Origin of the sequence: Novacetimonas pomaceti, assembly GCF_003207955.1 — a bacterium.
Lineage (GTDB): Bacteria > Pseudomonadota > Alphaproteobacteria > Acetobacterales > Acetobacteraceae > Novacetimonas > Novacetimonas pomaceti.
The window spans coordinates 1-25,131 of the sequence record NZ_NOXG01000003.1; the positions used below are offsets into that span (position 1 = coordinate 1).

The window sequence follows — 25,131 nt, forward strand, 5'->3', positions numbered from 1 at the left end:
AGTCACCCAATCCAACCAGCCCCACCATGCCACAAAGTGACACAGCAAAACGCCGCCAACATATCCCTTCCAGTCTCTATTCAATTGTCAATGAACCGGCCTTCAAAAAGCCTCAACCCAACCGGGCCAAACACTCTAGAAAACCAAACCGCTAAACTCAAGAACTTTCTGCCCCCGAAGCGGTGAACGGGGATATACGGCCACCAATCACCACCGTCAATCAAAAAATGAAAGTTTTTTGAAAAGGATCACGACCCATCAGGACCAAAATCGAAAAGAAACGGCAGAAAACCACCATTTCTTTTGATTTCATAAAGTTAGAGAATCAGGGGCTGACCTTCTTCGCATCGGTGAGCGCCGGCGTTTCGACCTTGTCGCCGACAACGATTCCCAGCTTCTCCGTCAGGCCACCCTGAAGTTCCAGCGTCGCGCGCACAGGCCCCTGGCTGCTGATATGGGCAAGGCTGAGGGGGACGGCATTCTCGACAATGGAGGAGATGCGGTTGTCCATGCCGATAAAAACGATATCCAGCGGCACGAGCGTATGCTGCATCCACATCTCGCTGGGTCGGGGATAGGACCAGACGAAAATCATCCCCCCATCGGCGGGAACGGATTTGCGATACATTTCCCCCACCTGCTGTTCACGGGGGGTCGATGCCTTTTCAACCGAAAACACGTGCCGCACATTGTCATGACCCGTGATGGTCAGCGCGACCTTGGGCAGTTCCGCCTGCGCCTGCGTCGGCTCACCAGTTTCCTGCGCCTGCGTGACAACGGGGGCAAACAGCAGCAGCCCGGACAGGCACGCGCCGACAATCCGGACGGGGGTCATCACGGATGACTTCATAGATTCTCTCTCCAGCTAAACAGCCCGCAGGGATCAGCGCAGAAAGAGGTTCCCCTGCCGTTCCGCCCCGATCGTCGTGGCCGGTCCATGACCGGGCAGGATCGTGACATCATCGCCCAGCGGAAGCAATTGCCGCACGATCGCCTCCTTCAGGACATCGGCATCGCCATAGGGAAAATCGGTGCGGCCCACCGATCCCTGAAAAAGGGTATCGCCGACAAAGGCAAAGCGGGCCTGCGGGTCGAAAAACACGACATGTCCCGGCGTGTGGCCGGGCACATGCAGCACCTGGAATTCATGCCCGAGCAGGTCAAGCCGTTCCCCATCGGTCACGAAACGATCCACATGGGCATCCTGCATTCCCTCCACGCCAAAGCGCGCGGCCTGCTGCGTAATGCTGGAGAGGAGGAAGTCATCGCGCGCATCCGGCCCGATCAGCGGGACCTGATGGCCGTCCTGACGTACCGTCAGCTCATCGCGCAGGGCGTCCGCGCCGCCCGCGTGATCGAGATGGCCGTGCGTCAGGAGGATGGCGTCCACCGTCAGGTTCCTGTCCGCGATCACCTTCAGCAGACGGGGAACATCCCCCCCCGGGTCCACGACGATCGCATGACGCGAACGACGGTCCCACAGGATGGAACAGTTCTGTGCAAATGCCGTAACCGGGACAACTTCCAGCGCGAGTGAGGATGGCTGCGACATCTCATTACTACTCCCTTGCAATCCCGATGGGCGGATGATCCCGTCATTGAGCCACAAACCGGCGGACGGGACCATCGTTTATCAACCGTTTATTAACGGATTTTGGGCAGCGGCCATCCCGTCGCGGGAATATCGAAATGGGAGGCAAGGTTATGATCGGGAATATTGGTCAGGTCCTTGTCCACCGTCTTGACCACGGCAGGACGCGACTCAACATCCAGATGGGCGGTGATCTGGTGCATCACCTCACCCGGCGCGGCAATCGCCAGGCCCACGGCTTCCTTCTTGCGCACCGCATCGTTCAGGTACGCGGCGACCACCTTGCCATAGGCGCCGTCGCGGGGCGCTTCGGGGCCTTTCGCGTCGTCGCTCTTGAGATGGGCGATGGTCGCCAGCCCGTGTTCCCCATGCTTGAGGATACGCGCATGCAGGCTGTCGGCCACGACATACCAGACAGGATCAATATAGCTCATGAAATGTCAGCTCCTTGATATGGAATGAAACGCGTTACACATGACAGACTTCACGCGTTTGCGAACACACCCGCTGTCAGATAGATATGGACGCTCGGTTTTTCCAGCGGGTAGCGCGCCCATATCCGTGCTGATCGAGTAGCCCTGCCATGACACAGCCCCTCATCTCCCACGATCCACTTGACCTTGCCATCGCATGGGCACGCGCCGGACAGGCCGCCGCACTGGCCTGCGTGACCTCCACGTGGGGCAGTTCGCCACGGCCCGCGGGCAGCATGATGGCGGTCAGCGCGACCGGACGGATCGAGGGATCGGTCAGTGGCGGCTGCGTGGAAGGCGCCGTCATCGCGGAAGCGGGCGAGGTCATGCAGGATGGCCGTCCACGCAGCCTGTCCTATGGCGTCTCCAGCGAGGATGCGTGGTCTGTCGGGCTGGCATGTGGCGGCCTGCTGGATGTTTATGTCGAATCGATCAGCACGCCCGAAAGGCCGACCGGCACGCTGGAACTGGCGCTGCTTGAACGGCTGTCGGCCCTGCGACAGGCACGCCAGCCCGTGCTTCTGGCCACGCGCCTGTCGGACGGCAGACATATCGTCCTGACCTGTGGTGAGCGGGGCCTGCAGGCACCCGATGTCCTTCCCGAAGATTCCGGCCATGTCGCCTCCCTGTCCGAAAGCGCGCGGCAGGCGTTCCATACCGGTCGCAGCCTGCGGCATATCGACACGCAGGCAGAGGAATGGTTCCTTCACCTGATCCCGATGCAGCCACGGCTGATGATCGTCGGTGCGGTGCATATCGCGCAGGTGCTGGCACCGATGGCGCAGACGGCCGGATTCGCGGTCACGGTGATCGACCCGCGCACGCAGCTTGCCACGGCAGACCGCTTTCCCGGCATCAAGCTGGACACGCAATGGCCTGACGAGGCACTGGACAGCCTGCATATCGACAACCAGACCGCGATCGTCACGCTGACCCATGATGCCAAGCTGGATGATCCCACCCTGCGCCATGCCCTGCGGGGGCCGGCCTTCTATATCGGTGCCCTCGGCTCACGCAAGACGCAGGCCTCGCGCCTGACACGGCTGAGGGAGGACGGATTTTCCGACGAACAGACGCGCCGTATCCATGGCCCGGTCGGGCTGGCGATCGGCGCGGTGGGGGCTGCGGAAATCGCGCTGTCGATTCTGGCGGAAATTGTCGCCGTGCGCCGTAATGCGCCGCTGGGCCACCATCCCGGCTGGACATGACCGCACGTCATCCAGACGGCATTGATGCCATCGTTCTGGCGGCGGGCCTGTCGCGCCGGACGGCCCCCCGGCACAAGCTGCTGGCCCGCGATGCCGACGGCATTCCGATGATCGCCACGACCGTGCGCCGGATACAGGCAAGCAGGGCGGGACGCATTGTCGTCGTGCTGGGCCATCGCGCGGATGAAATCCGCGATGCGATCCAGTCCCACGTGGTTTCGGACCGCCCCTCCCCCGGCTTTGTCATCGCGCCCGACCACGAACGGGGCCTGTCCGCCACCCTGCGATCCGGAATCGGGGAGGCACAGGCACATGGGGCGGCCGGCGCGATGATCTGCCTTGGCGACATGCCCCTGATCCAGACGGAGATGCTGGATCGCATGATCGCCGCCCATCAGGCGCACCATCCCCCGGCGGTTGTCGTCATGCATGATGGGCGGCGTGGAAACCCGGTCCTGTGGGATCGGCGGATGTTTCCGTCACTGCTGGGCCTTACGGGGGACGAGGGCGCGCGCGGGCTGTTGCACCAGCATGAAAAGGACCTGCTGCGATTGCCGGCGGGGGAGGAAATTCACCTCGACTTCGATACGCCTGACCGGCTGGAGCAGTTTTCCCGCCTGTCATTGCCGTCTTGACCTGCCTGCCGGTCATGGCACACAGGACCCGCGACCGGACGGTTTTCCGGAAACATTCCTTTTCCACATGGGAATAATGATCATGAGCAAGATTATCCGCAGCGAATCGAACGACATCCTGTCAAAGGTCGTCGAATATCACGGCTTCCTCTTCACGCAGGGATTCGTCGCCCGCGACCTGTCCGCCGACATCACCGCGCAGACCAAGGACGTGCTGGAACAGATCGACGCCGCGCTGGAGGCCCATGGCACCGACAATACCCGTCTGCTGCAGGCCCAGATCTGGCTGAAGGACATCACCGAACGCGATGCCATGAACAAGGTCTGGAGCGCATGGCTGCCCAAGGGCGGCGCCCCTGCCCGCGCCTGCGTCGAGGCCAAGATGGCCCATCCCGACGTGCGCGTCGAAATCATGATCGTCTGCACGAAATAAGCCTCGTTTGCAGGCCGGAACGAAGGGTGGCGTGGCGCGAATCAACTGTCACATTTATGCCACTCTTTGTTTCTACATGCTGATCTGTCGCTGGTGCGACTCAAGACATAAAGATGTGAAAATCGCCAGAAAAAGCAGATGTTTTTAGTCCGATTAAGGAATTAATTCCTATTTTTTCTTTTTGGCTGGGCCATTCTGCGAAAACTGACTGACTCCCGATCCAGATGCGCCGCTCAGGCTTGTCAGGATTGCAAACAGCTTGCTACTTCACAGGAGCGGGATGCGAATGCCCCCTTACGGCACAACCCAGAGGCGGAGACTTTAAGAGTATGCGGATCGGCAGTCTGAAGCGTGGCTTATACCTATCCGTCCTTACAGCCTCTTTCGGGTTGATGCTTTCCGGCACGACCCAGGCACGCACTGTCCGCCACTCAGCAACGCGTCTTACGCATGCCTCTGCCACCACGCATCACACCACTGCCATTCATCATGCGGGCACCCATCGCCGCTGGCACCATGAAGGCGGCCATGTCATCCAATGTGTGGCCTTCGCCAAAAGCGCGTCGAGCGTCATGATACGCGGCAACGCCGCCGACTGGTGGCATAACGCGGCAGGCCGCTATGCCCGCGGGAACATGCCTGAGGAAGGCAGCGTCCTGAACTTCCGCGCCACGCGTCGCATGCCCCTGGGCCATGTCGCCGTTGTCCGGCAGCTGGTGGACAGCCGCACGATCATCATCGACCAGTCACACTGGGGGCAACGCGGCGTAAGCCGGAATGTTCCTGTCATCGACGTGTCGCCCAATAATGACTGGTCTGCGGTGCGCGTTGCCCTGAACAGCCGCAATGGTTCGTTCGGCAGCATCTATCCCACCTATGGCTTCATTTACGGTCGTCCGGACGGCAATGGCCGCAGCCTGAGCAGCCCGATGTCGGGCATGATGACCGCCGCCGCCGATCAGGAAATCGCCCGCACGCCGGTTTCCAGCCGCAAGGGTCGTCACAGCACCACGACCGAGATCGCGGAAGCGCCTGAGCCCGTTTCGTCGGCTTCCTCTTCCCTCGCCTTCGATGATGACGCGCCGAACCGTTCCTGGGAATAAGGTCTGGCCTTACTGGTCGGACCTTCATGGCCTGAGTTTGGGAACTGTTTAAAAAACAGTCTGCTGGCAATAAATCATAAAAGTTTTTGGGTGCCGCCTTTTTTCAAAAAGGCGGCGTCTTTTCGAAGCTTTTTGCAAAAAGCTTCACCAAAAACTTTTATGATTCCATGGGATGTCAGTCCGGCCGTCCCGCACGATGATAGGGATGGCCCGTTGCAATGGCGCGCGCGCGGTATAGCTGTTCCGCCAGCAACCCGCGCACCAGCATATGCGGCCATGTCATCGGCCCCAGCGACAGTGTATCGTCGGCACGCTCCATAACGCAGCTGTCCAGCCCTTCCGCGCCACCGATCAGGAAACAGATCGGCCGCGACAGCCCCATCCAGCGTTCCAGCGCCCGGGCGAAGGACAGGCTGTCATGGGGCCGTCCCCCTTCGTCCATTGCCACGACATGCGCCCGCGCCGGAAGTGCTGCCAGCAGGGCCTGCCCTTCCCGCCGCTTGATTTCCGCCGTCGCCCCGCGTCCCTCAGGCAGTTCCGTCAGCCTGAGGCGTGGCGAAAGACGTTCGGCGTAACGACTGAACAGGTCCTTTTCGACCCGATCCTTCATCCGCCCGATGGCAATCATGTGCAGCAAGATGCCTAGCCCAGCGGTTCGGCGGATTCCTCTGGCGGGACATCCAGTTCCTTGCCCCACATCCGTTCCAGGCCGTACATGGCACGGGCTTCGGCCTTGAACAGGTGGACAATGATGTCGCCCGCGTCAATCAGCACCCAGTCGGACCCGTTCGCGCCCTCGATCAGGACACGCTTCAGCCCAACCTCGCGCAGCTTGCGCTCGATATGGGAGGCCATGGCCGTGATCTGACGGTCGGCAAGGCCGGTGGCGATCACCATCCGGTCGGCAAAGGCGGCACGTCCCGTCAGGTCGAGCACCACGATATCCTCTCCCTTGTCATCGGAAAGGCTGTTCGTGATGATTTCCAGATAGGTATCGACCATCGGATCATTCACCGGCTCGCGCCGCCCGGATGCGACAGGACCTGCGACGGCCGCTTTCTTGCGTGGGGTTCCCGGCGCCGTAACCGCGCTGCCCAGGGGGGCAACCGATGCGCCTGCGGTTTTCATGCCCGTACGGCGTTTTGCACCCGTTTCGGCTGAAGGCTTCCTGATGATGGCTCTCACTCCTGTCGGGGTGCCTGCGCATGTCCCCGGACATGATCAGGCCGGGCCTTGGCCCGATGCACGTATTTCTGTCGCTGATATAGCGTTCTGCGGCGCGGGAAGAAAGACCCATGCGCATCCTCCCTTCCGCGCCAGCACCGGCGCCTCGCGCGCGGGACGCCGCCATGACGCCATGCAGCGCGCGACCCGCCCATGCAACGCCGCCGGATTGTATCCGGGCCGGGGCAGGATCGCGATCGGCACCAGCTTCATGATGCGTTTCCATCGCCGCCAGCGCGCCATCTGCGCCAGTCCGTCCGCCCCCATCAGCCATACAAAGTGTGCGCGGGGAAAACGTCGCCGCAACTGTGTAATCGTATCGACGGTATAGCGGGTTCCCATGCGGCTTTCGATATCCGTGGCGATGATCCGGCGTCCGAATGGCGCGACACGCCTGCGTGCCTGTTCCAGCCGCTGCGATGCCGGGGCCATGCCCGCCACCGGCTTCAGGGGGTTTCCCGGCGATACCAGAAGCCATACCTGATCAAGGCCAAGCTGCCGCAACGCGCGACAGGCCAGCTGTATATGTCCCTCGTGAATCGGGTTGAACGAACCGCCCAGCAGCCCGATGCACGCACGCCTGCGGTCGCCACGCACGGGAATCGCGGAAGAAGACGCCCCCATCGGAATGAATCAGGGACGGACCTGTCCGTTGCCGAACACCTCGTAACGGAAGGTGGTCAGCTGCTCCAGCCCGACAGGGCCACGGGCATGGAAACGGCCGGTCGCAATCCCGATTTCCGCGCCAAAACCGAATTCCCCCCCGTCACAGAACTGGGTGGAGGCATTCCACATGACCACCGCGCTGTCCGTTTCATTCAGGAATCGTGTCGCCACGGCTTCGTCTTCGGTGACGATCGCCTCGGTATGGGAACTGCCGTAACGCACGATATGGGCCAGCGCGTCATCCACCCCGTCCACCACAGCGATGGACATCACCGCATCCAGCCATTCCGTGGCGAAATCCTGCTCTGTCGCGGGGGGCAGGTCCGGCACGATGCCGCGCGCGCGCGCATCGGCGCGGAACGTGCAGCCCTTTGTCGCCAGATCCTCCACCAGGCCAGGCAGCAGGACCGGCGCGATCGCGTTATCGATCAGTAGCGTCTCCGTCGCGCCGCAGATGCCCGTGCGCCGCATCTTGGCATTCAGGACGATGCGACGCGCCATTTCCAGATCGGCGGCAGCATGGACATAGGTGTGGCACAACCCTTCGGCATGGGACAGGACCGGCACGCGGGCTTCCCGGCAGACACGCTCGACCAGAGATTTGCCCCCGCGCGGGATCAGCAGATCGATCAGGCCCGATGCCGCCAGCATGTCCGCGACATGGCGACGGTCGGTATCGGGCGGGATCTGCACCGCATCGACCGGCAGGCCCGCCGCGCGCAGGCCCGCCTGCATCGCCGCATGGATCACGCGCGCGCTGTTGATGCTGTCGGAGCCACCACGCAGGATCACCGCGTTCCCCGACTTGATGCACAGGGCGGCGGCATCCGCGCCGACATTGGGGCGGCTTTCGTAAATCATGCCGATCACCCCCACCGGGGTGGCGACACGCCGTATCTTCAGTCCATTGGGCCGCGTCCATTCCGCCAGGACCCGTCCCAGCGGATCAGGCAGCTTCGCGACATCCTCCAGCCCCCGGGCCATGGCCTCGATCCGGGCCTCATCAAGGACCAGCCGGTCACGAAACGACGCAGCGCCCGAAAATGCCGCGACATCGCGCGCATTCGCCGCCAGCAGTTCCGTCATGGCATCACGCAGGGCCGTCGCGGCATGGCACAGGGCCGCGTTACGCTGTTCCGTGCTGGCATGGCCCAGCACGCGTCCCGCGACGCGGGCACGCCGCGCCATGTCGGCGACCACCGACGTGGCCGTCATGTCCGCAGCGGCATCCGGGACCGGGGCATGGGGGGCATGATCCATCGGCGTGGAAGTTACGGATGCTCTCATGCCCTTGGTTCCCTGTTCATGCGGCGTTGCCCGCAACCGGCGCGGACAGCCGTGACGGCCGGATCAGACGTTGAAACGGAACAGCAGGACATCGCCATCCTGCACCACATAGTCACGTCCCTCGATTCGCAGCTTGCCCGCCTCTTTCGCGCCAGCTTCGCCATTGCACTGGATATAATCATCATACGCAACGGTTTCGCAGGCGATGAAGCCGCGTTCAAAGTCATTGTGAATGACGGCGGCCGCCTGCGGCGCGCGCATCCCGGCCGTGATGGTCCAGGCACGCGTTTCCTTCGGGCCGACCGTGAAATAGGTGCGCAGGCCCAGCAGGCGATATCCCGCCGCGATCACACGATCCAGCCCGCTATCGCTCAGCCCCAGCCCTTCCAGGAACTCGGCCCGGTCCTCGGGGCCAAGCTGGCTGACCTCGGCCTCGATCGCGGCCGACACGACCACCATGGCGGCGCCTTCCGCCTCGGCCCGCGCGCGGACGCGTTCGGAAAATGCGTTCCCGGTCGCGGCCGATCCCTCGTCCACGTTGCAGACATAGAGGACCGGCTTGGACGTCATCAGGTTCAGCCGGCGCACCGCCTCTTCCTGCCCGGCCGGAATGGCCGAACGCGCAGGCTTTCCCTCCCGCAGCGCCTCGATCAGGGGTTCCATCAGCTCGACCTGCGCTGCGGCCTCGCGGTCATTGCCGCGCGCCTTTTTCTGGAGCGCGACGATCCGCTTCTCCAGCGACTCGAGGTCCGCCAGCATCAGTTCGGTTTCGATGATCTCCGCATCGCGGATGGGATCGACCCCGCCTTCGACATGCGTGATGTCGTCATCCTCGAAACAGCGCAGGACGTGGATGATGGCATCGACCTCGCGGATATTGGCGAGGAACTGGTTCCCCAGCCCTTCCCCCCGCGACGCGCCGCGCACCAGTCCCGCGATATCGACGAATTCAAGGCTGGTCGGCAGGATTTTCTGGGACTTGCCGATCTGCGCCAGTTTCTCCAGGCGCGGATCGGGGACCGCCACGCGCCCGACATTCGGCTCGATGGTGCAGAAGGGATAATTCGCCGCCTGTGCCGAGGCCGTTTCGGTCAAGGCATTGAACAGCGTGGACTTGCCCACATTCGGCAGCCCCACGATCCCGCAGTTGAAGCCCATATCCCTATTCCCCCGTGTGGCTGGCCATTCTGGTCATGAACAGTTCCGGCTGCCCGTCCGCAAGGAGCGCTGCCGTATCCGACAGCGCGTCGAGCATGGGATCGAGCCACAGCCGGTCATCGCGCGAAAAATCGCCCAGCACGTGTCCCGTCACCCGTTCGCGGCTGCCGGGATGGCCGATGCCGATCCGCACGCGCCAGTAATCCTGCGCGCCGAGCATGCGGTCCATCGACCGCAGCCCGTTATGTCCCGCCGCCCCGCCACCGCGCTTGACGCGGATACGGCCGGGGGCAAGGTCAAGTTCGTCGTGAAATGCCGTGATGGCATCGATCGACAGCTTGTAAAAAGCCGCCGCCTGCTGAACGCTTTCACCTGAAAGGTTCATATATGTCAGTGGCTTGAGCAGAAGCACCTTGTGCCGTCCGATCCGTCCCTCACTGACTTCGCCGCGAAAGCGCCTGCGCCACGGGGCGAACCCGTGGCGTTCGGCGATCCGGTCAACGGCCATGAACCCGACATTATGGCGATTCCGGCTCATCCCCGGTTCGGGGTTCCCCAATCCGGCCCAGAGGAGCATGGCATCTCTCCAGTCGTGTCAGGTTCCGTTATCAGTCGGCCGCCGGGGTTTCGGTTTCTTCCACCGTTTCCTCGGCATCGACGGTCGGCGCCGCGATCGTGGCGATGACAAAGTTGGGGATGTGCTGGACCGGGGTCACGTGCTCCGTCCCCTTCAGGTCTTCCCAACGCACGTTGTCATGGATGTCGAGCTTCGACAGGTCCGCGCTGAAACCTTCGGGCATGTTCGCGGGATCGGCCACGACGTCCACGGTGTGACGCACGATGTTCAGCACGCCGCCACGCTTGATGCCGGGGGAGGTTTCCTCACCAGTGAAGGTGATGGCGACTTCCACATGCACCTTCTGCCCTTCGGCAAGGCGCTGGTAATCAACATGCAGCGGGGCATCGGACACCGGATGCAGCTGGATTTCACGCAGAAGGGCGTGTTCCGTCTTGCTGCCGTCGATGGAGATGTCATAGATGCGCGAACGCCAGCCCGGCTTGTGCAGTTCGCGCGCCACGATGCGCGGATCCAGCGCGATCAGCGCGGCTTCCTGCTTGCCACCATAAATAACGCCCGGCACCAGCCCGGCACGTCTCGTCGCCCGCGCTGCCCCCTTACCAGCCTTCGCGCGCGAAGAAACATCGATTTTCGTGAATTTGGTCACTTGTCTGCTCCTGAAACACAAGGCGCGTCGGCCTCCAGGGGTGCCGAACGCGTGCGCGGCCTTTAACGGAAAAGGGCGGCGGATGCAACGCCGGCAATCACTTTTACCGCCGCGATTCCGCGCAGGCAGGCTTCAGAAAGCGCGGTTCAGGAAACGGCAGTCAGGTCCCATGGCTTCCCGTTGCCGGCCGGCTGCGCCCACATCGGGGTGGCATTGGGCAGGCGCACGTTGGGCTTAAGCCCCATCGCCGCGCGCAGGGCGCGGAACATGCCGCCATGGCATACCACCAGCGGCGTGCCGGGGGCCTCCGTCGCGCGATTGATGGCCGATACCGCGCGTTCACGCAGCTCGGCAAAGCTTTCCCCGTCCACCGGGGTGTACTCGCCGGCGATCCAGCTGTCGTACCAGTGGCCCATCGGCTTGCCTTCCTGGTCACCGAAACAGACTTCCTTCAGCCCGTCATCAAGCTGCACCTGAAACAGCGGCGCGCCATGGGCGGCCATGACCTCGGCCACGATTTCGGCCGTCCGGCGCGCGCGGCCCAGCGGGGAGGAGACGATACGCGCGATCGGATGTTCCGCCAGGTGACGCACCAGCACCAGACCGGCCTGCCGGGCCTGTTCCACCCCGGTGGAATTGAGCGGGATGTCGGTCCGGCCCTGCGAGCGCCCCTCGGCGTTCCAGTCCGTCTCTCCATGTCGCAGATACCAGTATGGCCGGGCGAGCAGGTCCGTCATAAATGACTCCTTCTTGATTGGCTTTCCCGGCGATAGCCGCGACACGCCACAGGGTCAATCCCGTGACATACTATGAAATAAACCGGGGAGCCCGCAATCCCCCGGCCCGCGACGCCGGATTTCAGTCAAACAGCGACGACACCGAGCTTTCATCCGACACCGCGCGCATGGCGCGCGACAGCAGGTTCGCCGTGCTGATCTGGCGGATGTTGTGCGACTGGCGCACGTCTTCCGTCTTGGCGATGCTGTCGGTCAGGGTAAGCATCTGCAACGGCGACTGTCCGATGCGGCTGACCGCGCCGCCCGTCAGGACGCCATGGGTGACATAGGCCTCCACCGCCGCGGCGCCGTGGCGCATCAGGGCCTCGGCCGCATTGCACAGCGAACCGCCACTATCGACGATATCGTCGACCAGGACGCAGTACCGTCCCCGCACGTCGCCGATCACGTTCATCACTTCGGACACGCCCGCGCGTTCGCGCCGCTTGTCAATGATGGCCAGGTCCACATTCAGCCGCTGCGCCAGCTGCCGCGCGCGCACGACGCCGCCCACGTCGGGGGAGACGATCATCAGGTTGTGCGGGCCGCCGGGGATGTTCATTTCCGGCGCGTCATAGGGCAGCGGCGCCTCCAGCCCCATGCGTCCCTTGATGTCGCGCGTGAACAGGGGGGCGGCGTACAGATTGTCGACGGGAATATCGAAAAATCCCTGGATCTGCATGGCGTGCAGATCCATCGTCAGGATGCGGTTCGCCCCGGCCTCGACCAGGATGTTGGCGACCAGCTTCGCGCTGATGGGGGTGCGGGGACCGGATTTGCGGTCCTGCCGGGCATAGCCGAAATAGGGCATGACCGCCGTGATGCGCCGTGCCGACCCGCGACGCAGCGCGTCGAGCATGATCAGCAGTTCCATCAGGTTGTCATTGGTGGGCGAACAGGTGCTCTGGATGACAAAGACATCCTCGCCACGCACATTTTCATGGATCTCGACAAAGATTTCCATGTCGGCGAAGCGACGCACGGTCACGTCGCACAGGGGCATTCCCAGTTCGACCGCAACTTTTTCAGCAAGGGGCAGATTACTGTTACAGGCGACGATTTTCATCTTGCGACGTTCCCAGACGACATGAGGCGAAGCGACCGTGGATGACCGCTTCCGTTTCCATGGACCGGGCGCGTTCTAGCAATCGCGCCAGTTCCTGTCACCACCACACCGCAACGAACCACCCCCCGGACACGTCAGGGCGGACCTGCGCGGGACACACGCGCCCGCGACGTGTCGTGACGGCCACACCCTGCGCGTTCATGACCTGCGCGGGGGCAACGTCACGCCCGGCAGCTTCCTGCGCACGGGCGTTGTCGCGGGCGTGTCCTCCGAAACCGGCTGCTGCGGGACGATATCGCGGGGCGGGGCCGAAACACGGGGCGCGGCGACAGACGTGGCGGAAGAAGCGGCGGCCGCCGACGCAACCGGGGCCTGCATCGGCGCTGGGGACGACGGCATCATGGACGGCGCATGCGCGACTGATGGCGTGGCGGCTGCCGACGCAGCCCCGAGTGGCGCGGACTCCACGGCTGCGGGTGCCGGGGACGCAGATACCGGGGCCTTTGCTGGCGCCGATATCATGGAAGACGGGGATGACGACGGGACCGACGCGGCGGATGTCGGGACCGGATTTGTCGCGACGGATGCGGGCGCGGCCGTGACAGGCACGGTCGGGGTGGATGATACCGGGGCTGGCGACACGGCATCGGACGCCTGCGCCAGTGGGGCATTCCTGCCCGGCCGGGAGACAGAAACGTCAGAGGCAGGCGTGGCGGGTGTCGCGGAAACCGGCGCGGCTGATTTCGCCCCGGCCGGTTTCGACGCCTGCGTTGGCGCGGCTGCCGTCGTGGCGGGCAACGGCACGTTATCCCGCCCTGAATAACGCGAAATGATCTGGCGGACGCCGCCCGCGGCTTCCTCGCCCGCGGCTTCGGCCGCGTCCCCCCATTTGCCGTCAAGCGTATGGGCCGCGATATCATGGATCTGCGTTGCGGCACCCGCTTCCTTGCCGTGGGAATCAACCACGCGCCAGGTCAGCGTCAACCGCTGTCGCGCGGGACCGGATACAGGAAGCTGCGTCACGACAACCGTGCATCCGACCGTGAAATCCGCCCCCGACTGCGAATGCTGGATCTGGTCATGCGCATCGCGCAACGATGCGACAAACGCCCGCGACAGCATTGCATTCCCGTCGCCCGGCGCGCCCTTCACCCCCTGGAAATACACATGGGCCGGACGGTTCTTCAGACTGTGGGGATCGCTCTGCATCTGTGCGGCCTGAATGCCGGTCAGCAGGGCGGCGACCTCGGGCGCGGCCTGCATGGCGGAAGCCTGCATCACCGCCTCCGACCCGGCGGACCATGACGCGGCGGGCACGGGCGCGCCCGTCGTCTCGCCGCGTACCTCGCCCTTGGGGGTGATGACGGCATAGGTCGGGATGACCTGGTTCCCCTGCAGGGTGGCGGTCATGCGCAACCACCAGTCGCCGCTTTTCACGGGTTGCCCCACGGCGGGTACCGACTGGTCCAGCATGGCGGCGACCATGTCCTTCTGCCATGTCTGCGCGGCCATGCTGACCAGCAGCGCCTGCGTCGGCTGCGGCACGGCAAGGCGGGCGGGCGGCGCGTTGGAAAGCTGCGACAGCCCCCTGCGCTGGAATGGATGCGGCACGTCAAGGCACCCGGCAAGAAGGCACAGGCCCGACATCGTCAGGGCCATCACGCCATGCCTGAAAAACTTTCCCCTCATGCCGGCATCATACATGGGCGCACGAAATTACCGAAATCTGGTGGCCGATCGCCCCTCCGCCCGCCAGCGTGCGGCGACGATGGCTGAAAAACCGTTCCCCGTCGCCAAGCGTATCCACGCCCAGCGCCATGGCCTGCCCCACCCCCGCGCGACGCAGCCGCGCGACGCAATAGGCGGGCAGGTCGAACTGGTAATGCCCGCCCCTGTGGCCGGGCGTAAAAAACGGCATGGCCGCGTCATCCAGCGCCAGCACGGCGTCACGCATGTCGGCGCCCACCTCGTAACTGTCGCGCGCGATGCAGGGCCCGACGACCGCGCGGATATCGGATGCGACGCCGCCCAGTCCGACCATCGCGGCCACCGTGGCCTCCAGCACGCCCGCCGCGGCCCCGCGCCATCCGGCATGGGCCGCCCCCACCACGCGACCGCGCCCGTCGGAAAACAGCACCGGCGCGCAATCGGCGGTAATGACCCCCAGCGCCAGCCCCGGGCGGGCGCATACCATGGCATCGGCACGCGCGCCCTCGCCCGGCGCCCAGGGGGCGGTGACGCTGACCACGTCCCTGCCATGGACCTGCGTCACGCCAAGCAGGCAGTCGGGGGACACCCCGATCGTCCGCGCGACACGCGCCCGGTTTTCACGCAGCGCCGCCGGATCGTCGCCACTGCGCATGGAACAGTTCAGCGAGGCATAAGGCCCCTGCGACACGCCGCCCAGACGGGTGAAAAACCCGTGGGGTGCTACATGCAGCGCCCCGGCCCGTAGTACCGGCCCCTTCAGCTGATCCTGCCCGGAATGATCCTGCCCGTGTCCGTGCATCACCTGCATCCGCGTCACCCTTCCCCTGCCCGCTCATGGCGTTGTCCCATGCCGGCGCGACCGGGGACAAGCGGGGCCAGCCCCTCGAACCCCGCGACCTCCGTCATGTCCGGCGCTGTCATGGCCATGACGCGGAACAGTCCCCCCATCCGGTCCGGGGCCGCCAGGCGCTGCGCCGCCTCGTTGATCTGGCGGGCCACGTCCCCGGGCTGGTTCCGGGCCAGCTGCGCCGCGCGTGGAAACAGGCCCAGCGCGGAAAGGAACGCCCCCTGCGTCACGCTGCCCCATGTGGCGCATCCCCCATCGCGCGCGGCAGTCGCCAGCGCTGCGAAATCCACGTGCGCCGTCAGGTCCGCCATGCCCGGTCGCGCCAGCGGCCATGCCGGACGCCCGTCGCACAGGGCCTGCAGCGTATCGCCCCAGCCGGGGCCATCATATCCGTAATCGATGAACAGGGCGACGCCACCGCCATGCGACAGCCGCGCGCCAAGCTGCCGCGCGATGCAAAGTGCTCCTTCGCAGACTTCCAGCACCTCCCCCTCGGGCACGTCGCGGGTGGCAAGCGGTCCAAAAGCGGGAAGGTCAGTGGCGGGACGTGTCACGAACACCTCCCCCGTCACCATGCGTTCGTCCCAGCCATGGGCGGTCCGCACGAACTGCCGGATGGGCAGGGCGTCAAGGAATTCGTTGGCGATGAAAACCAGCGGACCGGGCGGCAGGTCGGGGACGGCATCCAGCCAGACGGGTGCCACGACATCCGCGTGCGCCGTCAGCGCCGCGGCCTGCGCCTGGCGCAGCCGTGGCGATGTTTCCACCATATGCACCCGCGCCGCCGCGTAACAGGCGGGCGCCACGCGTGACAGCAGGCGCAGCGCGTCCGCCATCAATGTCCCGCGCCCCGGCCCCGCCTCCGCCAGCACGAAAGGATCGGGCGCGCCCATGCGCTGCCATGTCACCGCGACCCACGCGCCCAGAAGCTCGCCAAACATCTGCGAAATCTCAGGGGAGGTAATGAAGTCCGCAAAGGGATCACGGCGGCTGTAATACGCCGCGTTCGCGCGGGCCATGAAATGGTCGAGCCTGATGGGGGCGGCGTCCCGCGTCATCAGGCGGCCTCTTCCTCATCCATGGCGAAATCCGGGGGCATCAGTTCCGTGCGGGCCGGACGCAGGCAGGCATTGAGCATCAGGCCCAGCCCGCCGATCGCCATGGGAATGCACAGCACCTGCCCCATCGTCACGCCGAAAGGCAGGAATCCGATAAAGGAATCCGGTTCGCGGAACAGTTCGCAGATGCTGCGCGCGATGGCATAGCCGAACAGGAACAGCCCGGCGAGGAAGCCGGGATGTTCGCGCACCTTCAGGCTGCGCGATACCACCCACATCACCGTAAAGAGGATCAGCCCTTCGCCAAGGGCTTCATACAGTTCGGAAGGATGGCGCGGGATCGGGCCTGCGTCGGGAAAGATCATCGCCCATGGCAGGGAGGCCGGGGCCTCGCGGCCCCACAGTTCGCCATTGATGAAATTGGCGATCCGCCCCAGCCCCAGCCCGATGGGCACCACCGTGGTGATACGGTCCGAAAATCCAAGGAAGCTGAGGTGGTTGCGCCATGTAAAGACAATCAGCGCGATGATGACGCCCGCCGCCCCGCCATGAAACGACATCCCCCCATGCCAGACCTGAAGGATCGCCAGCGGATGGGACAGGTAATATCCCGGCTGATAGAACACGATGTATCCCAGCCGTCCCCCCAGCACCACGCCCAGCGTCGCCCATGTCAGGAAATCATCGACCTGCAGCGCGGTGGCGGCGCGCGGCGGCAGCGCCACCAGACGCCGCGCCACCCGCCACCCGACCACCAGCGCGACGATGTACGCCATCGCGTACCACCGCAGGCCGAACGGCCCGAAATGCACCATGACCGGGTCAAATTGCGGAAACATCAGGACAGGCAGCATGAAGCGACTTTCGCAATCGGGAATTTCCAGGCGCGAGGCGTCATCCCCTCACACGTCGCATCAGGCTTTAGACATATGGATCATCGGCGGCAAGGTAGTCATGGATATAGCGCCTGACCCCCTCCTCCAGCGTGACGAAGGGCTGGTCGTACCCCGCCGTGCGCAGTCGCGCCATGTCGGCGCAGGTATAGGACTGGTACTGCCCGTGCAGGGCGGCGGGCATGTCGATGAACTCCACCCGTCGCGCGACCCCGGCCGCGTCACAGACCGCATAGGCCAGATCCAGGCAGGTCCGCGCCACACCCGTCCCGCAGTTGAACACGCCATGGACATGCTGGTGATCCAGCAGCCACAGCATCACCGCGACCGCATCGCCAACCCAGATGAAATCGCGCGCCTGATGCCCGTCGGGCAGACCCGGCCTGTCGGAACGGAACAGGCGGGGCGCCCTGCCCGCGCGAACGTCCCCGTACTTCCCGTGGACGAGGGACATCATCGGTCCCTTGTGATATTCATTGGGCCCATAGACGTTGAAGAATTTCAGCCCCGCCCATGACAGTCCCTGCAGGTCCCCCTGCGCCAGCCGGCGCATCAGGGTGCAGTCGAAGGCGTATTTGGACCACCCGTACAGATTGAGCGGCCGCAGCGCCTCCAGCCGGGCGGGATCATCGGAAAACATCTCCATCCTGTCGGCCGCGCCATAAGTGGCGGCAGAGGAGGCATAGATGAAGCGCACCTCCTCGCGCGCGCACCATTCCATCAGCCGTATCGAAAGGTCCACGTTGGTCCGCCACACAAGGTCCCCGTCGGTGGCCATGGTCTCGCTGATGGCGCCAAGGTGGAAGACCGCGGTGACGTCAGGGCGGCTGTCGAGGAAGGCATCAAGGTCCTGTGGCGCGATCAGGAAATCGGGCACGTGCTTGCGCAGGTTGCGCCATTTCCCGACATTCCCCAGGGAATCCACGATGGCTGTCTGCTCACCGCGCGCATGCAGCGCCTTGTGCAGGCATGAACCGATGAAACCCGCGCCACCCGTAATGATAATCATGAACCCCAAAATCCCGTACGTCCGCGAAACGGCGCCAACATGCCACAAACATGCAAATGCAAGGGAGACAAACTTTGTCACATCATGCTGCACTACGTGACAGCCACGCGGGAATGGCGCGTGTGGATGGCTCTGGCGCGTGGATGCGTCTATACTCGCGCGCCACACGTCGCGACGCGGCGTGCCAGTCCCATCCGGCCCATGCCCAAGGAGTTACGCGCGATGTCCGTCCGACCACGCATTTTTGATGATCTCGCCGGTGTTGCCGGCGGTGCCTTTTCCGCCCTGTCCGGCGTGCGCGAGGAAATCGGCGCGATGGTCCGCGCCCGCGTTGACGAGGCCCTGGCGAACCTGAACCTTGTCCGCCGCGACGAATTCGAGGTCGTGCGCGAAATGGCGACGCGCGCGCGAATCGCGCAGGAAGCGACCGACAGGCAGATCGCCGCCCTTGAAGCGCGCATCGCCGACCTTGAGGCGAGCATGACCACGCCGTCCGCCACCTCCTACAACGGCTGAACACGCCAGCACGGGCAGGCTGATGGGCATGCCCGTGGGAGCGGCGGCATCACGCGCCCTCCCGACACCACGCTGCGTAATTCGTCCCCACCCGTCGCCGCAGGCTTGCCACCACGGCCGTACCAGCCATAGGGTTGCCGTTACGTCTCCTCCCGCAGGGGGAGGCGGGTTGCAGACGCCCGGGATCCGGAAATACCGGATTCCCTCCACGACGGCTTCGGGGAGTCCCACAATGCCTGCCTTGAATTTCACGACATCGCCCAAGGACTCCAACCCGCTCGATCTAATGGAACAGATCGTGGGGGGCTATGAATGGGCATTCGACCGCCGCAACGATTCGGAAATGGCGGCCGAGGCACCGGGAAAATGGTGCGATTACGGCCTGTTCTTTTCCTGGTCGCGCGAAGTCAGCGCGATGCATTTCACCTGCACGTTCGACCTGAAGGTGCCACCCGTGCAGCGACGCAACCTGTTCGAACTGGTCGCACTGGCCAACGAACGCCTGTGGATCGGGCATTTCGGCATGGACCTCGACAATGGCATGCCGCTGTTCCGCCATGCGGTCCTGCTGCGCGGGGCGCCGGGGGCCTCGGTCGAAAGCCTTGAGGACATGATCGATATCGCCCTGACGGAATGCGAACGTTTCTATCCCGCGTTCCAGTTCGTCCTGTGGGGTGGAAAATCCCCGACCGAAGCGCTGGAGGCCGCGATGCTTGACTGCGCGGGAATGGCCTGATGGCGGCAGCGCAGACCTCTCCCCTTCCCTCCGTCCTGCTGGTCGGATGCGGGAAGATGGGGGGCGCGATGCTGCAGGGATGGCTGGCGGAGGGGCTTGCCCCCTCCGTCATCGTTGACCGTCACCGCGACAGCGTGCCCGCGCCGCACCGGCTGGTCCGCGACGTGACCGACCTGCCCGCCGATTTCCAGCCCGACCTCATCATCCTTGCCATGAAGCCACAGAAAGTGGCGGCGATCCTTGGCGCCATCGCCCCGTATGCCCGGCATGCGCCGGTCCTGTCGGTGCTGGCGGGCAGGACGGTCCATGGCCTGACGGAAGGACTGGCCGCCCACATGTCCCCCGGCGCCCGGCCGCTTGTCATCCGCTCCATGCCCAACACCCCGGCGGCGGTGGGCGAAGGGATGACCGTCTCCTACGCGCCGCCACAGGCAACGCCACAGCAGCGCGCCATGTGCGACCGGGTCCTGTCGGCCGTCGGCGAAACCGCATGGGTGGAGCATGAGGACCAGATCGACATCGTGACCGCGATTTCCGGCAGCGGCCCGGCCTATGTCTTCCTGCTGGCGGAACTTCTTGAAGACGTTGGCGTAGGAGAGGGACTGCCGCCCGCCCTTGCCCGGCAGATCGCGCGCCAGACGGTATCCGGCGCGGGCGCGCTGATGCAGCAAAGCGGGACGGAGGCCGCGCAGCTGCGGCGCAACGTCACCAGTCCCGGCGGCACCACGCAGCAGGCGCTGTCCATCCTGATGGCGCCCGACGCATGGCCCGCCACGCTGCGCGCGGCGATCCGCGCGGGGGCGAAGCGGGCGCGCGAACTTGCATCCTGAAGCACGCGGAATATAACGGCGGCATACCCGGCGGAACCTTTCGCCACCCCAGTCAGCGCCTGCCCCGCGTTTCACGGGCATGGCGCGCCTTGGCAACAAGACATCCGGAAGATCGTGATTTCCATGGACAACGACCAGTTTGACGATGCCCTTCTCCGCTCTGCCATGGAGCGTGCCGCGCTGTATGGATGGCGACGGCTGACGGTTGTCGATGCCGCGCGCGACGCGGGGCTGAGTCTGGATGTCGCGCGCAAGCGTTTTCCGTTCAAGGCCAGCATCCTGCTGACGCTTGGCCGGCTGGCGGACGAGGCCGCGCTGGTTGATGACGGCTCCACCGGCACGCCGCGTGAAAAGCTTTTCGACCTGCTGATGCGGCGGCTTGACGTGTTCCAGCAGTACCGCGCCGGCGTGCGCGCGGCCCTGCGCGCGCTGCCGTTCGATCCGCCACTGGCGCTGCTGCTGGGCGGGGCGACGGTGGAAAGCATGAAATGGATGCTTGGCGCCGCGGGGCTGGATATCAGCGGCGTGGCAGGCGCGCTGCGGGTTCAGGCGTTGCTTGGGGCATGGACCGTGACATTGCGGGCATGGGACAAGGATGACAGCCTGGACATGGGCACGACGATGGCGGCACTCGACAAGGCGCTGGACAAGGCCCTGCGATTCAGCGCCCTGCCGGGAATCGGCAAGGCGGCGGCGTCCGGCGGAACGCCAGCACCGGCCGGGCATGATTTCTCCACCGATCCGAGCGTGGATCTCCCGCTCGAACCCCTGGCCTGAAAAACGGATCTTCGGGTCCGCCAGAATGCTGTTGCCCCTTTACGGGAGCCCTCATCCCGCTCTAGAAGGGCGGCAGCGACGAATCGTTCGTAACAGTTGGGGCGTAGCCAAGCGGTAAGGCAGCGGATTTTGATTCCGCCATGCGGAGGTTCGAATCCTCCCGCCCCAGCCAGCATCAGCGCCACGCGCGATGTTTTTCCCATTCCGGAATCATATTACAAAACGGCGGCTGGCCACTTCCCGATGGGCCGTCCCCTTCGCATGTCGTCATGGCCACGCCATGAATACGGCCACCAGCGCCATGTCGCGATTTGGCATTGCCTGGACCGCCCCAGTAATGCGCCAGTAAAGGGATGCGGCATTACAACGGATATCGCCGCATGCCCGGACTTTTCCACTATCATGCAAGAAAGTGGGTTTTCACCCATGCGGGAGCGTAAGCCGTGGTTCCCCGCCATCGTCTCTCCTGTCCTGAACAGTACAGGAGAGACGATCCGGAATATTGTTCGCATCGTTTCAGTCCGGCGCAGCGGACGGACATGAAGCTTACCGGCCCCGGACACCGGGCCTGTTGGATCGGGATACAGCCCCGGATCGGCACATCGTAACGGGAATTAGAGGCTGTTTGAAAAGACAGACCTGACAACCCACTGAAATCATAAAAGTTTTTGGTGAAGCTTTTTACAAAAAGCTTTGAAAAGACGCTGCCTTTTTAGAGAGAAGGCCGCATCCCAAAACTTCTATTTTTTATTATCGGATTGAAATTTCAGGCACCCACATTCTTTTCACCGTGATGCGGTCCGTCCACAAAATCCTGAAATATCCAGTCATATCGCACACCAAAGAAGTATTTGCCGCCCATTGGATATCCCCCTGAAAAAACAGGATGGGAAAGGTTCATCGGGCAGAAATGATATGACGGACAAACATCACTAAATCGTGATTTAATTGTCTTCTGGCATTTATTAAGGTTTTTTAAACTTATGCAGTGAATGATAAGTTTTTGATAATATTTCATGAATTTTGAATCCATTCTGTGGCGCCATGACAAAATCCCCCTGCCGGATGCCTGCCTGCGGCTACCGGTATCCTACTGCCCGTTCATGGATGGCGAATGTCCCTTCCGGGTCCGAGACCGGTGCGAAACAGGCATGCATCGGACATGAGCCCCTGCCCCCCGCATTTCATTCCAATTGTGCATACCTGTCGGGATTCCTTCTTCCGTGGCAGGAATTTTTTACATTTTCCGCATGTAATCTGCTTCGCATCTGAATTCTGGAGTTCGCCATGCCTCGGGACACCCTTGATGACACGCAGGTCACGGTATTGCCTGCCCTTGAACAGACCATTCTGGGTGTCGTCCTGATTGATGAGACCAATACGGTCACGTTCTTCAACAGCGCCGCCGAACGCCTGTGGCACTGTTCCCGCTCAGAGGTGCTTGGCCGCAACGTCAACGTGCTGGTGCCGCGCAAGATCCGCCCGTCCCATGACGACCTGATCAAGCATAACCGTGACACCGGCATCAACAAGATCGTCGGCACCTCGCGCGAGGTGCAGGTCGAACGCTTCGACGGCACCACCTTCTGGGCCGAACTGTCGCTATCGCGCATTTCGGTGGGAGGCAGGATCGGGTACATGGCGCTGATCCGCGACATCTCTCAGGAGGTCGCAGACCGGGAAAAAATCCGCCTGCTGTCGCTCGTGGTGCGCGAAACCGATCGTGGCGTGGTCATCCTCGATCCGGAATTCCGGCTGATTTACGTCAACCGCGCCTTTACCGACATGTTCGGCTATGAACCCAGCCACGTCATCGGCCATGGCCTGTCGGTCATCCTTGCGGGCGATACGACCGACATCAGCACCCTGAACCAGCTTCATGCCGGCGCGCAGAACGCCAAGGGCTTTCACCTCGACATCCGCGCGCGCCACAAGAACGGACGTGACATCTGGGTTTCGGCGGCGATGAACCCGATTTTCCACGATCATGGCGATATCGAAAATATCGTCGTCGTCCTGACGGACATTACTGAAAACCATTTCCTCGAGACGCTGCAGCGCGATGCGCTGGAGGCGATTTCCAGCGACCTCAGCCTGCGTGAAATCATGGATTTCATCTGCCGGCGCATCGAAAATAACGGCATCGACGTGATGCCCGCCATCTTTACGGTGGATAATAATTCCAAGCTGAAATGCGTGGGTCGCGCCAGCCTGCCGCTGTCGCTGGTGGAACTGTTCGATTCGCTGGAAATCGGCCCCGATGTCGGCAGCAGCGGCGTCGCCGCCTACAAGGGGGAAACGGTCACGACCCCCGACATCGAAACCGACCCGAAATGGCTGACGCTGCGCACCCCGGCGATGCGCAATGGCATCCGCGCCGCGTGGGCCACGCCCATCATCCTGCGCGGGGGACGGGTGGCTGGCGTCTTTACGCTGTATTTCCGCACCAAGCGCGAACCGCAGGCCTGGTGTCAGAAAGCCGTCAATGCCAGCCTGCATCTGTGCACGCTGGCGCTGGAACGTTACGAGGCCAAGGAACACATCGCCAAGCTGTCGCATTTCGACACGCTGACGGGCCTGCCGAACCGGCTGTGGCTGCGCCAGCACCTCGACAAGATGCTGCGCCGTCCGACGCGTGGCAATTTCATGCTGCTGTCGCTGGGACTGGACAATTTCAAGAACATCAATGACGTCTTCGGCCATGCGGCGGGCGACGAGCTGATTTCCTATATCGCCACCCAGCTGCGGGAGGCGATCGGCATCGACGATACGATCGTGCGTTCCGGCGGCGACCAGTTCACGATCATCACCAGCGGCGCCCAGCAGCATGCATCGTCCCTGTCGGACATGATCCTGCGCCTGCTGTCGCAGCCCACGCAGGTGGGCGATGTTTCCGTCACATTTTCCGCCAGCATCGGCGTCAGCGTCTATCCTGAAAATGGCGAAACCGGCGAGACGCTGCTCAAGCATGCCGAAACGGCGATGTTCCAGGCCAAGGCGCATGGCGGGGGCAATTACTGCTTCTTCAGCCCCAAGATGAACCAGCAGGCCACCGACCGCCTTATCCTGGCGGCGGCCCTGCGCGACGCGATCGCCCATGACCGCCTGCGCCTTGTCTATCAGCCGCAGGTCCATGCCCGCACGGGCAAGATCTACGGGGTGGAAGCACTGTCGCGCTGGATCGATCCGACGCTTGGTTTCATCTCCCCCGCGCGCTTCATCGCGGTAGCCGAGGAAACGGGACAGATCGAGGCCATCGGCAAATGGTCGATGCGCGCGGCCTGCCGCCAGATGGCGGAATGGATCCGCAACAAGGTGGATATCCCCACCGTTTCGGTCAATCTGTCCCCGCTGCATTTCCGTGATGAAAAGCTGCCGGAATTCGTGGCTGAAGTACTGGAGGAAACCGGCATTCCCCCACGCAGCCTGATGGTGGAAATCACCGAAAGCACGATGATCGACAATTACGAACGCACCATCAAATCCGCGCAGGCATTGCGCGAACTTGGGGTCGGGATGTCGATGGACGATTTCGGGACCGGATTTTCCAGCCTGTCGAACCTGGCGGGACTGCCGGTCAACGAAGTGAAGATCGACCGCAGTTTCATGAACGGGCTGGAAACGGTGGACAAGGTGCGTTCGGTCGTGACAGCCGTGATCCGCATCGGGCAGAGCCTTGGCATGACCGTCGTCGCCGAAGGGGTGGAACACGAGGAACAGCGCCAGATTCTCGTCAACATGGATTGCGACGTGCTGCAGGGATACATGTTCTCCAAGCCGCTACCGGCTGAGGATCTGGCCACGTGGCTGGCAAACTATACCCCCAAGGAAATTGAACCCGCCTGATCCGGCCCCGTCAGCCGACATGCCGGGCCGATGGGCAGTGGAAATGCCTGTCGGCCCGAACGG

27 protein-coding genes and 1 tRNA gene are annotated in these 25,131 nt (G+C 63.6%); 10 read left to right on the forward strand and 18 right to left on the reverse strand.

Going from position 1 to position 25,131, the window contains the following annotated elements; genetic code table 11:
* Positions 1-325 precede the first annotated feature (325 nt).
* The 3 genes from CFR71_RS04300 to CFR71_RS04310 form a co-directional block, all read right to left on the reverse strand.
* On the reverse strand, positions 326-835 hold the full coding sequence (locus CFR71_RS04300; protein ID WP_110528447.1) for a DUF192 domain-containing protein: 510 nt from the start codon (positions 833-835) through the stop codon (positions 326-328).
* 48 nt (positions 836-883) lie between these two features.
* Positions 884-1,552, reverse strand: coding sequence for an MBL fold metallo-hydrolase (locus CFR71_RS04305; RefSeq protein ID WP_110527653.1), 669 nt, complete (start codon positions 1,550-1,552; stop codon positions 884-886).
* A 92-nt stretch (positions 1,553-1,644) separates the two neighbouring features.
* A complete protein-coding gene (locus CFR71_RS04310) occupies positions 1,645-2,025 on the reverse strand; it encodes a host attachment protein (RefSeq protein ID WP_110527656.1) in 381 nt (126 codons plus the stop codon).
* Between the two features lie 149 nt (positions 2,026-2,174).
* Between CFR71_RS04310 and CFR71_RS04315 the strand changes: the two genes are divergently transcribed.
* The 4 genes from CFR71_RS04315 (at position 2,175) to CFR71_RS04330 (ending at position 5,443) form a co-directional block, all read left to right on the forward strand.
* Positions 2,175-3,272, forward strand: a complete 1,098-nt coding sequence (locus tag CFR71_RS04315) for an XdhC family protein (protein ID WP_110527659.1) — start codon at positions 2,175-2,177, stop codon at positions 3,270-3,272.
* Positions 3,269-3,907, forward strand: coding sequence for a nucleotidyltransferase family protein (locus CFR71_RS04320; protein ID WP_110527662.1), 639 nt, complete (start codon positions 3,269-3,271; stop codon positions 3,905-3,907). The genes CFR71_RS04315 and CFR71_RS04320 overlap by 4 nt, the downstream gene beginning before the upstream one ends.
* Positions 3,908-3,989: 82 nt before the next feature.
* Positions 3,990-4,340 carry a RidA family protein gene (locus CFR71_RS04325; RefSeq protein WP_110528450.1) on the forward strand — a complete coding sequence of 117 codons (351 nt, stop codon included), beginning with the start codon at positions 3,990-3,992 and terminating at the stop codon, positions 4,338-4,340.
* 329 nt (positions 4,341-4,669) lie between these two features.
* On the forward strand, positions 4,670-5,443 hold the full coding sequence (locus tag CFR71_RS04330) for a CHAP domain-containing protein (protein WP_408891647.1): 774 nt from the start codon (positions 4,670-4,672) through the stop codon (positions 5,441-5,443).
* A gap of 175 nt (positions 5,444-5,618) precedes the next feature.
* Here the strand turns inward: CFR71_RS04330 and CFR71_RS04335 are convergent, their stop codons facing one another.
* From CFR71_RS04335 to rfaD, 14 genes are all read right to left on the reverse strand, one after another.
* A complete protein-coding gene (locus tag CFR71_RS04335; RefSeq protein ID WP_207781327.1) occupies positions 5,619-6,071 on the reverse strand; it encodes a 23S rRNA (pseudouridine(1915)-N(3))-methyltransferase RlmH in 453 nt (150 codons plus the stop codon).
* Positions 6,072-6,085: 14 nt separating this feature from the next.
* On the reverse strand, positions 6,086-6,571 hold the full coding sequence (gene rsfS, locus CFR71_RS04340; RefSeq protein ID WP_110527671.1) for a ribosome silencing factor: 486 nt from the start codon (positions 6,569-6,571) through the stop codon (positions 6,086-6,088).
* Between the two features lie 93 nt (positions 6,572-6,664).
* Positions 6,665-7,291, reverse strand: a complete 627-nt coding sequence (locus tag CFR71_RS04345) for a nicotinate-nucleotide adenylyltransferase (protein WP_110527674.1) — start codon at positions 7,289-7,291, stop codon at positions 6,665-6,667.
* Between the two features lie 9 nt (positions 7,292-7,300).
* Positions 7,301-8,593 (reverse strand): glutamate-5-semialdehyde dehydrogenase, encoded by a 1,293-nt coding sequence (locus CFR71_RS04350; protein ID WP_165829377.1) that lies wholly within the window; start codon positions 8,591-8,593, stop codon positions 7,301-7,303.
* A gap of 90 nt (positions 8,594-8,683) precedes the next feature.
* Positions 8,684-9,778 carry a redox-regulated ATPase YchF gene (gene ychF, locus CFR71_RS04355; protein WP_110527677.1) on the reverse strand — a complete coding sequence of 365 codons (1,095 nt, stop codon included), beginning with the start codon at positions 9,776-9,778 and terminating at the stop codon, positions 8,684-8,686.
* Positions 9,779-9,782: 4 nt separating this feature from the next.
* Complete coding sequence (gene pth / locus CFR71_RS04360; protein WP_110527680.1) at positions 9,783-10,355, reverse strand: aminoacyl-tRNA hydrolase; 573 nt, start codon at positions 10,353-10,355, stop codon at positions 9,783-9,785.
* A gap of 31 nt (positions 10,356-10,386) precedes the next feature.
* Positions 10,387-11,004, reverse strand: a complete 618-nt coding sequence (locus CFR71_RS04365; protein ID WP_110527683.1) for a 50S ribosomal protein L25/general stress protein Ctc — start codon at positions 11,002-11,004, stop codon at positions 10,387-10,389.
* A 146-nt stretch (positions 11,005-11,150) separates the two neighbouring features.
* Positions 11,151-11,741: a histidine phosphatase family protein gene (locus CFR71_RS04370; protein ID WP_110527686.1), complete on the reverse strand. Its 591-nt coding sequence runs from the start codon at positions 11,739-11,741 to the stop codon at positions 11,151-11,153.
* 121 nt (positions 11,742-11,862) lie between these two features.
* Entirely contained in the window at positions 11,863-12,846 is a 984-nt protein-coding gene (locus tag CFR71_RS04375; RefSeq protein ID WP_110527689.1) for a ribose-phosphate pyrophosphokinase, read from the reverse strand.
* Positions 12,847-13,044: 198 nt separating this feature from the next.
* Positions 13,045-14,535 carry a hypothetical protein gene (locus tag CFR71_RS16825; RefSeq protein WP_239020265.1) on the reverse strand — a complete coding sequence of 497 codons (1,491 nt, stop codon included), beginning with the start codon at positions 14,533-14,535 and terminating at the stop codon, positions 13,045-13,047.
* A 7-nt stretch (positions 14,536-14,542) separates the two neighbouring features.
* The gene (gene pgeF / locus CFR71_RS04385) at positions 14,543-15,364 is read right to left on the reverse strand and encodes a peptidoglycan editing factor PgeF (RefSeq protein ID WP_239020266.1); all 822 of its coding nucleotides are present in this window, start codon (positions 15,362-15,364) and stop codon (positions 14,543-14,545) included.
* Between the two features lie 5 nt (positions 15,365-15,369).
* On the reverse strand, positions 15,370-16,461 hold the full coding sequence (locus CFR71_RS04390) for a class I SAM-dependent methyltransferase (RefSeq protein ID WP_110527692.1): 1,092 nt from the start codon (positions 16,459-16,461) through the stop codon (positions 15,370-15,372).
* Complete coding sequence (lgt, locus tag CFR71_RS04395; RefSeq protein WP_110527694.1) at positions 16,461-17,315, reverse strand: prolipoprotein diacylglyceryl transferase; 855 nt, start codon at positions 17,313-17,315, stop codon at positions 16,461-16,463. Before lgt ends, CFR71_RS04390 begins: the two co-directional genes overlap by 1 nt.
* A gap of 67 nt (positions 17,316-17,382) precedes the next feature.
* A complete protein-coding gene (gene rfaD, locus CFR71_RS04400) occupies positions 17,383-18,363 on the reverse strand; it encodes an ADP-glyceromanno-heptose 6-epimerase (protein ID WP_110528459.1) in 981 nt (326 codons plus the stop codon).
* Between the two features lie 222 nt (positions 18,364-18,585).
* On the opposite strand from rfaD, the gene CFR71_RS04405 reads away from it, so the two are divergent.
* The 5 genes from CFR71_RS04405 to CFR71_RS04425 all read left to right on the forward strand — a co-directional run bounded on the left by CFR71_RS04405 (position 18,586) and on the right by CFR71_RS04425 (position 21,394).
* The gene (locus tag CFR71_RS04405) at positions 18,586-18,879 is read left to right on the forward strand and encodes an accessory factor UbiK family protein (protein ID WP_110528462.1); all 294 of its coding nucleotides are present in this window, start codon (positions 18,586-18,588) and stop codon (positions 18,877-18,879) included.
* A 232-nt stretch (positions 18,880-19,111) separates the two neighbouring features.
* Positions 19,112-19,615, forward strand: coding sequence for a type III secretion system chaperone family protein (locus CFR71_RS04410; protein ID WP_110527696.1), 504 nt, complete (start codon positions 19,112-19,114; stop codon positions 19,613-19,615).
* Positions 19,615-20,445, forward strand: coding sequence for a pyrroline-5-carboxylate reductase (gene proC / locus CFR71_RS04415; protein WP_110527699.1), 831 nt, complete (start codon positions 19,615-19,617; stop codon positions 20,443-20,445). The genes CFR71_RS04410 and proC overlap by 1 nt, the downstream gene beginning before the upstream one ends.
* Before the next feature lie 123 nt (positions 20,446-20,568).
* The gene (locus CFR71_RS04420; RefSeq protein WP_110527703.1) at positions 20,569-21,222 is read left to right on the forward strand and encodes a TetR family transcriptional regulator; all 654 of its coding nucleotides are present in this window, start codon (positions 20,569-20,571) and stop codon (positions 21,220-21,222) included.
* A gap of 97 nt (positions 21,223-21,319) precedes the next feature.
* Positions 21,320-21,394: transfer RNA gene (locus tag CFR71_RS04425), tRNA-Gln, on the forward strand.
* Positions 21,395-21,988: 594 nt separating this feature from the next.
* Here the strand turns inward: CFR71_RS04425 and CFR71_RS16100 are convergent.
* Positions 21,989-22,240 carry a hypothetical protein gene (locus CFR71_RS16100; protein WP_133250310.1) on the reverse strand — a complete coding sequence of 84 codons (252 nt, stop codon included), beginning with the start codon at positions 22,238-22,240 and terminating at the stop codon, positions 21,989-21,991.
* A gap of 269 nt (positions 22,241-22,509) precedes the next feature.
* Between CFR71_RS16100 and dosP the strand changes: the two genes are divergently transcribed.
* Entirely contained in the window at positions 22,510-25,068 is a 2,559-nt protein-coding gene (gene dosP / locus CFR71_RS04430; RefSeq protein ID WP_110527706.1) for an oxygen-sensing cyclic-di-GMP phosphodiesterase DosP, read from the forward strand.
* Positions 25,069-25,131 lie beyond the last annotated feature (63 nt).

Coding starts and splice junctions, on each gene's coding strand:
- CFR71_RS04300 (WP_110528447.1), bottom strand. CDS start 835: ATGACCCCCGTCCGGATTGTCGGCGCGTGCCTGTCCGGGCTGCTGCTG.
- CFR71_RS04305 (WP_110527653.1), bottom strand. CDS start 1,552: ATGTCGCAGCCATCCTCACTCGCGCTGGAAGTTGTCCCGGTTACGGCA.
- CFR71_RS04310 (WP_110527656.1), bottom strand. CDS start 2,025: ATGAGCTATATTGATCCTGTCTGGTATGTCGTGGCCGACAGCCTGCAT.
- CFR71_RS04315 (WP_110527659.1), top strand. CDS start 2,175: ATGACACAGCCCCTCATCTCCCACGATCCACTTGACCTTGCCATCGCA.
- CFR71_RS04320 (WP_110527662.1), top strand. CDS start 3,269: ATGACCGCACGTCATCCAGACGGCATTGATGCCATCGTTCTGGCGGCG.
- CFR71_RS04325 (WP_110528450.1), top strand. CDS start 3,990: ATGAGCAAGATTATCCGCAGCGAATCGAACGACATCCTGTCAAAGGTC.
- CFR71_RS04330 (WP_408891647.1), top strand. CDS start 4,670: ATGCGGATCGGCAGTCTGAAGCGTGGCTTATACCTATCCGTCCTTACA.
- CFR71_RS04335 (WP_207781327.1), bottom strand. CDS start 6,071: ATGATTGCCATCGGGCGGATGAAGGATCGGGTCGAAAAGGACCTGTTC.
- rsfS (WP_110527671.1), bottom strand. CDS start 6,571: ATGAAAACCGCAGGCGCATCGGTTGCCCCCCTGGGCAGCGCGGTTACG.
- CFR71_RS04345 (WP_110527674.1), bottom strand. CDS start 7,291: ATGGGGGCGTCTTCTTCCGCGATTCCCGTGCGTGGCGACCGCAGGCGT.
- CFR71_RS04350 (WP_165829377.1), bottom strand. CDS start 8,593: ATGGATCATGCCCCCCATGCCCCGGTCCCGGATGCCGCTGCGGACATG.
- ychF (WP_110527677.1), bottom strand. CDS start 9,778: ATGGGCTTCAACTGCGGGATCGTGGGGCTGCCGAATGTGGGCAAGTCC.
- pth (WP_110527680.1), bottom strand. CDS start 10,355: ATGCTCCTCTGGGCCGGATTGGGGAACCCCGAACCGGGGATGAGCCGG.
- CFR71_RS04370 (WP_110527686.1), bottom strand. CDS start 11,741: ATGACGGACCTGCTCGCCCGGCCATACTGGTATCTGCGACATGGAGAG.
- CFR71_RS04375 (WP_110527689.1), bottom strand. CDS start 12,846: ATGAAAATCGTCGCCTGTAACAGTAATCTGCCCCTTGCTGAAAAAGTT.
- CFR71_RS16825 (WP_239020265.1), bottom strand. CDS start 14,535: ATGAGGGGAAAGTTTTTCAGGCATGGCGTGATGGCCCTGACGATGTCG.
- pgeF (WP_239020266.1), bottom strand. CDS start 15,364: ATGCAGGTGATGCACGGACACGGGCAGGATCATTCCGGGCAGGATCAG.
- CFR71_RS04390 (WP_110527692.1), bottom strand. CDS start 16,461: ATGACGCGGGACGCCGCCCCCATCAGGCTCGACCATTTCATGGCCCGC.
- lgt (WP_110527694.1), bottom strand. CDS start 17,315: ATGCTGCCTGTCCTGATGTTTCCGCAATTTGACCCGGTCATGGTGCAT.
- rfaD (WP_110528459.1), bottom strand. CDS start 18,363: ATGATTATCATTACGGGTGGCGCGGGTTTCATCGGTTCATGCCTGCAC.
- CFR71_RS04405 (WP_110528462.1), top strand. CDS start 18,586: ATGTCCGTCCGACCACGCATTTTTGATGATCTCGCCGGTGTTGCCGGC.
- CFR71_RS04410 (WP_110527696.1), top strand. CDS start 19,112: ATGCCTGCCTTGAATTTCACGACATCGCCCAAGGACTCCAACCCGCTC.
- proC (WP_110527699.1), top strand. CDS start 19,615: ATGGCGGCAGCGCAGACCTCTCCCCTTCCCTCCGTCCTGCTGGTCGGA.
- CFR71_RS04420 (WP_110527703.1), top strand. CDS start 20,569: ATGGACAACGACCAGTTTGACGATGCCCTTCTCCGCTCTGCCATGGAG.
- CFR71_RS16100 (WP_133250310.1), bottom strand. CDS start 22,240: ATGAAATATTATCAAAAACTTATCATTCACTGCATAAGTTTAAAAAAC.
- dosP (WP_110527706.1), top strand. CDS start 22,510: ATGCCTCGGGACACCCTTGATGACACGCAGGTCACGGTATTGCCTGCC.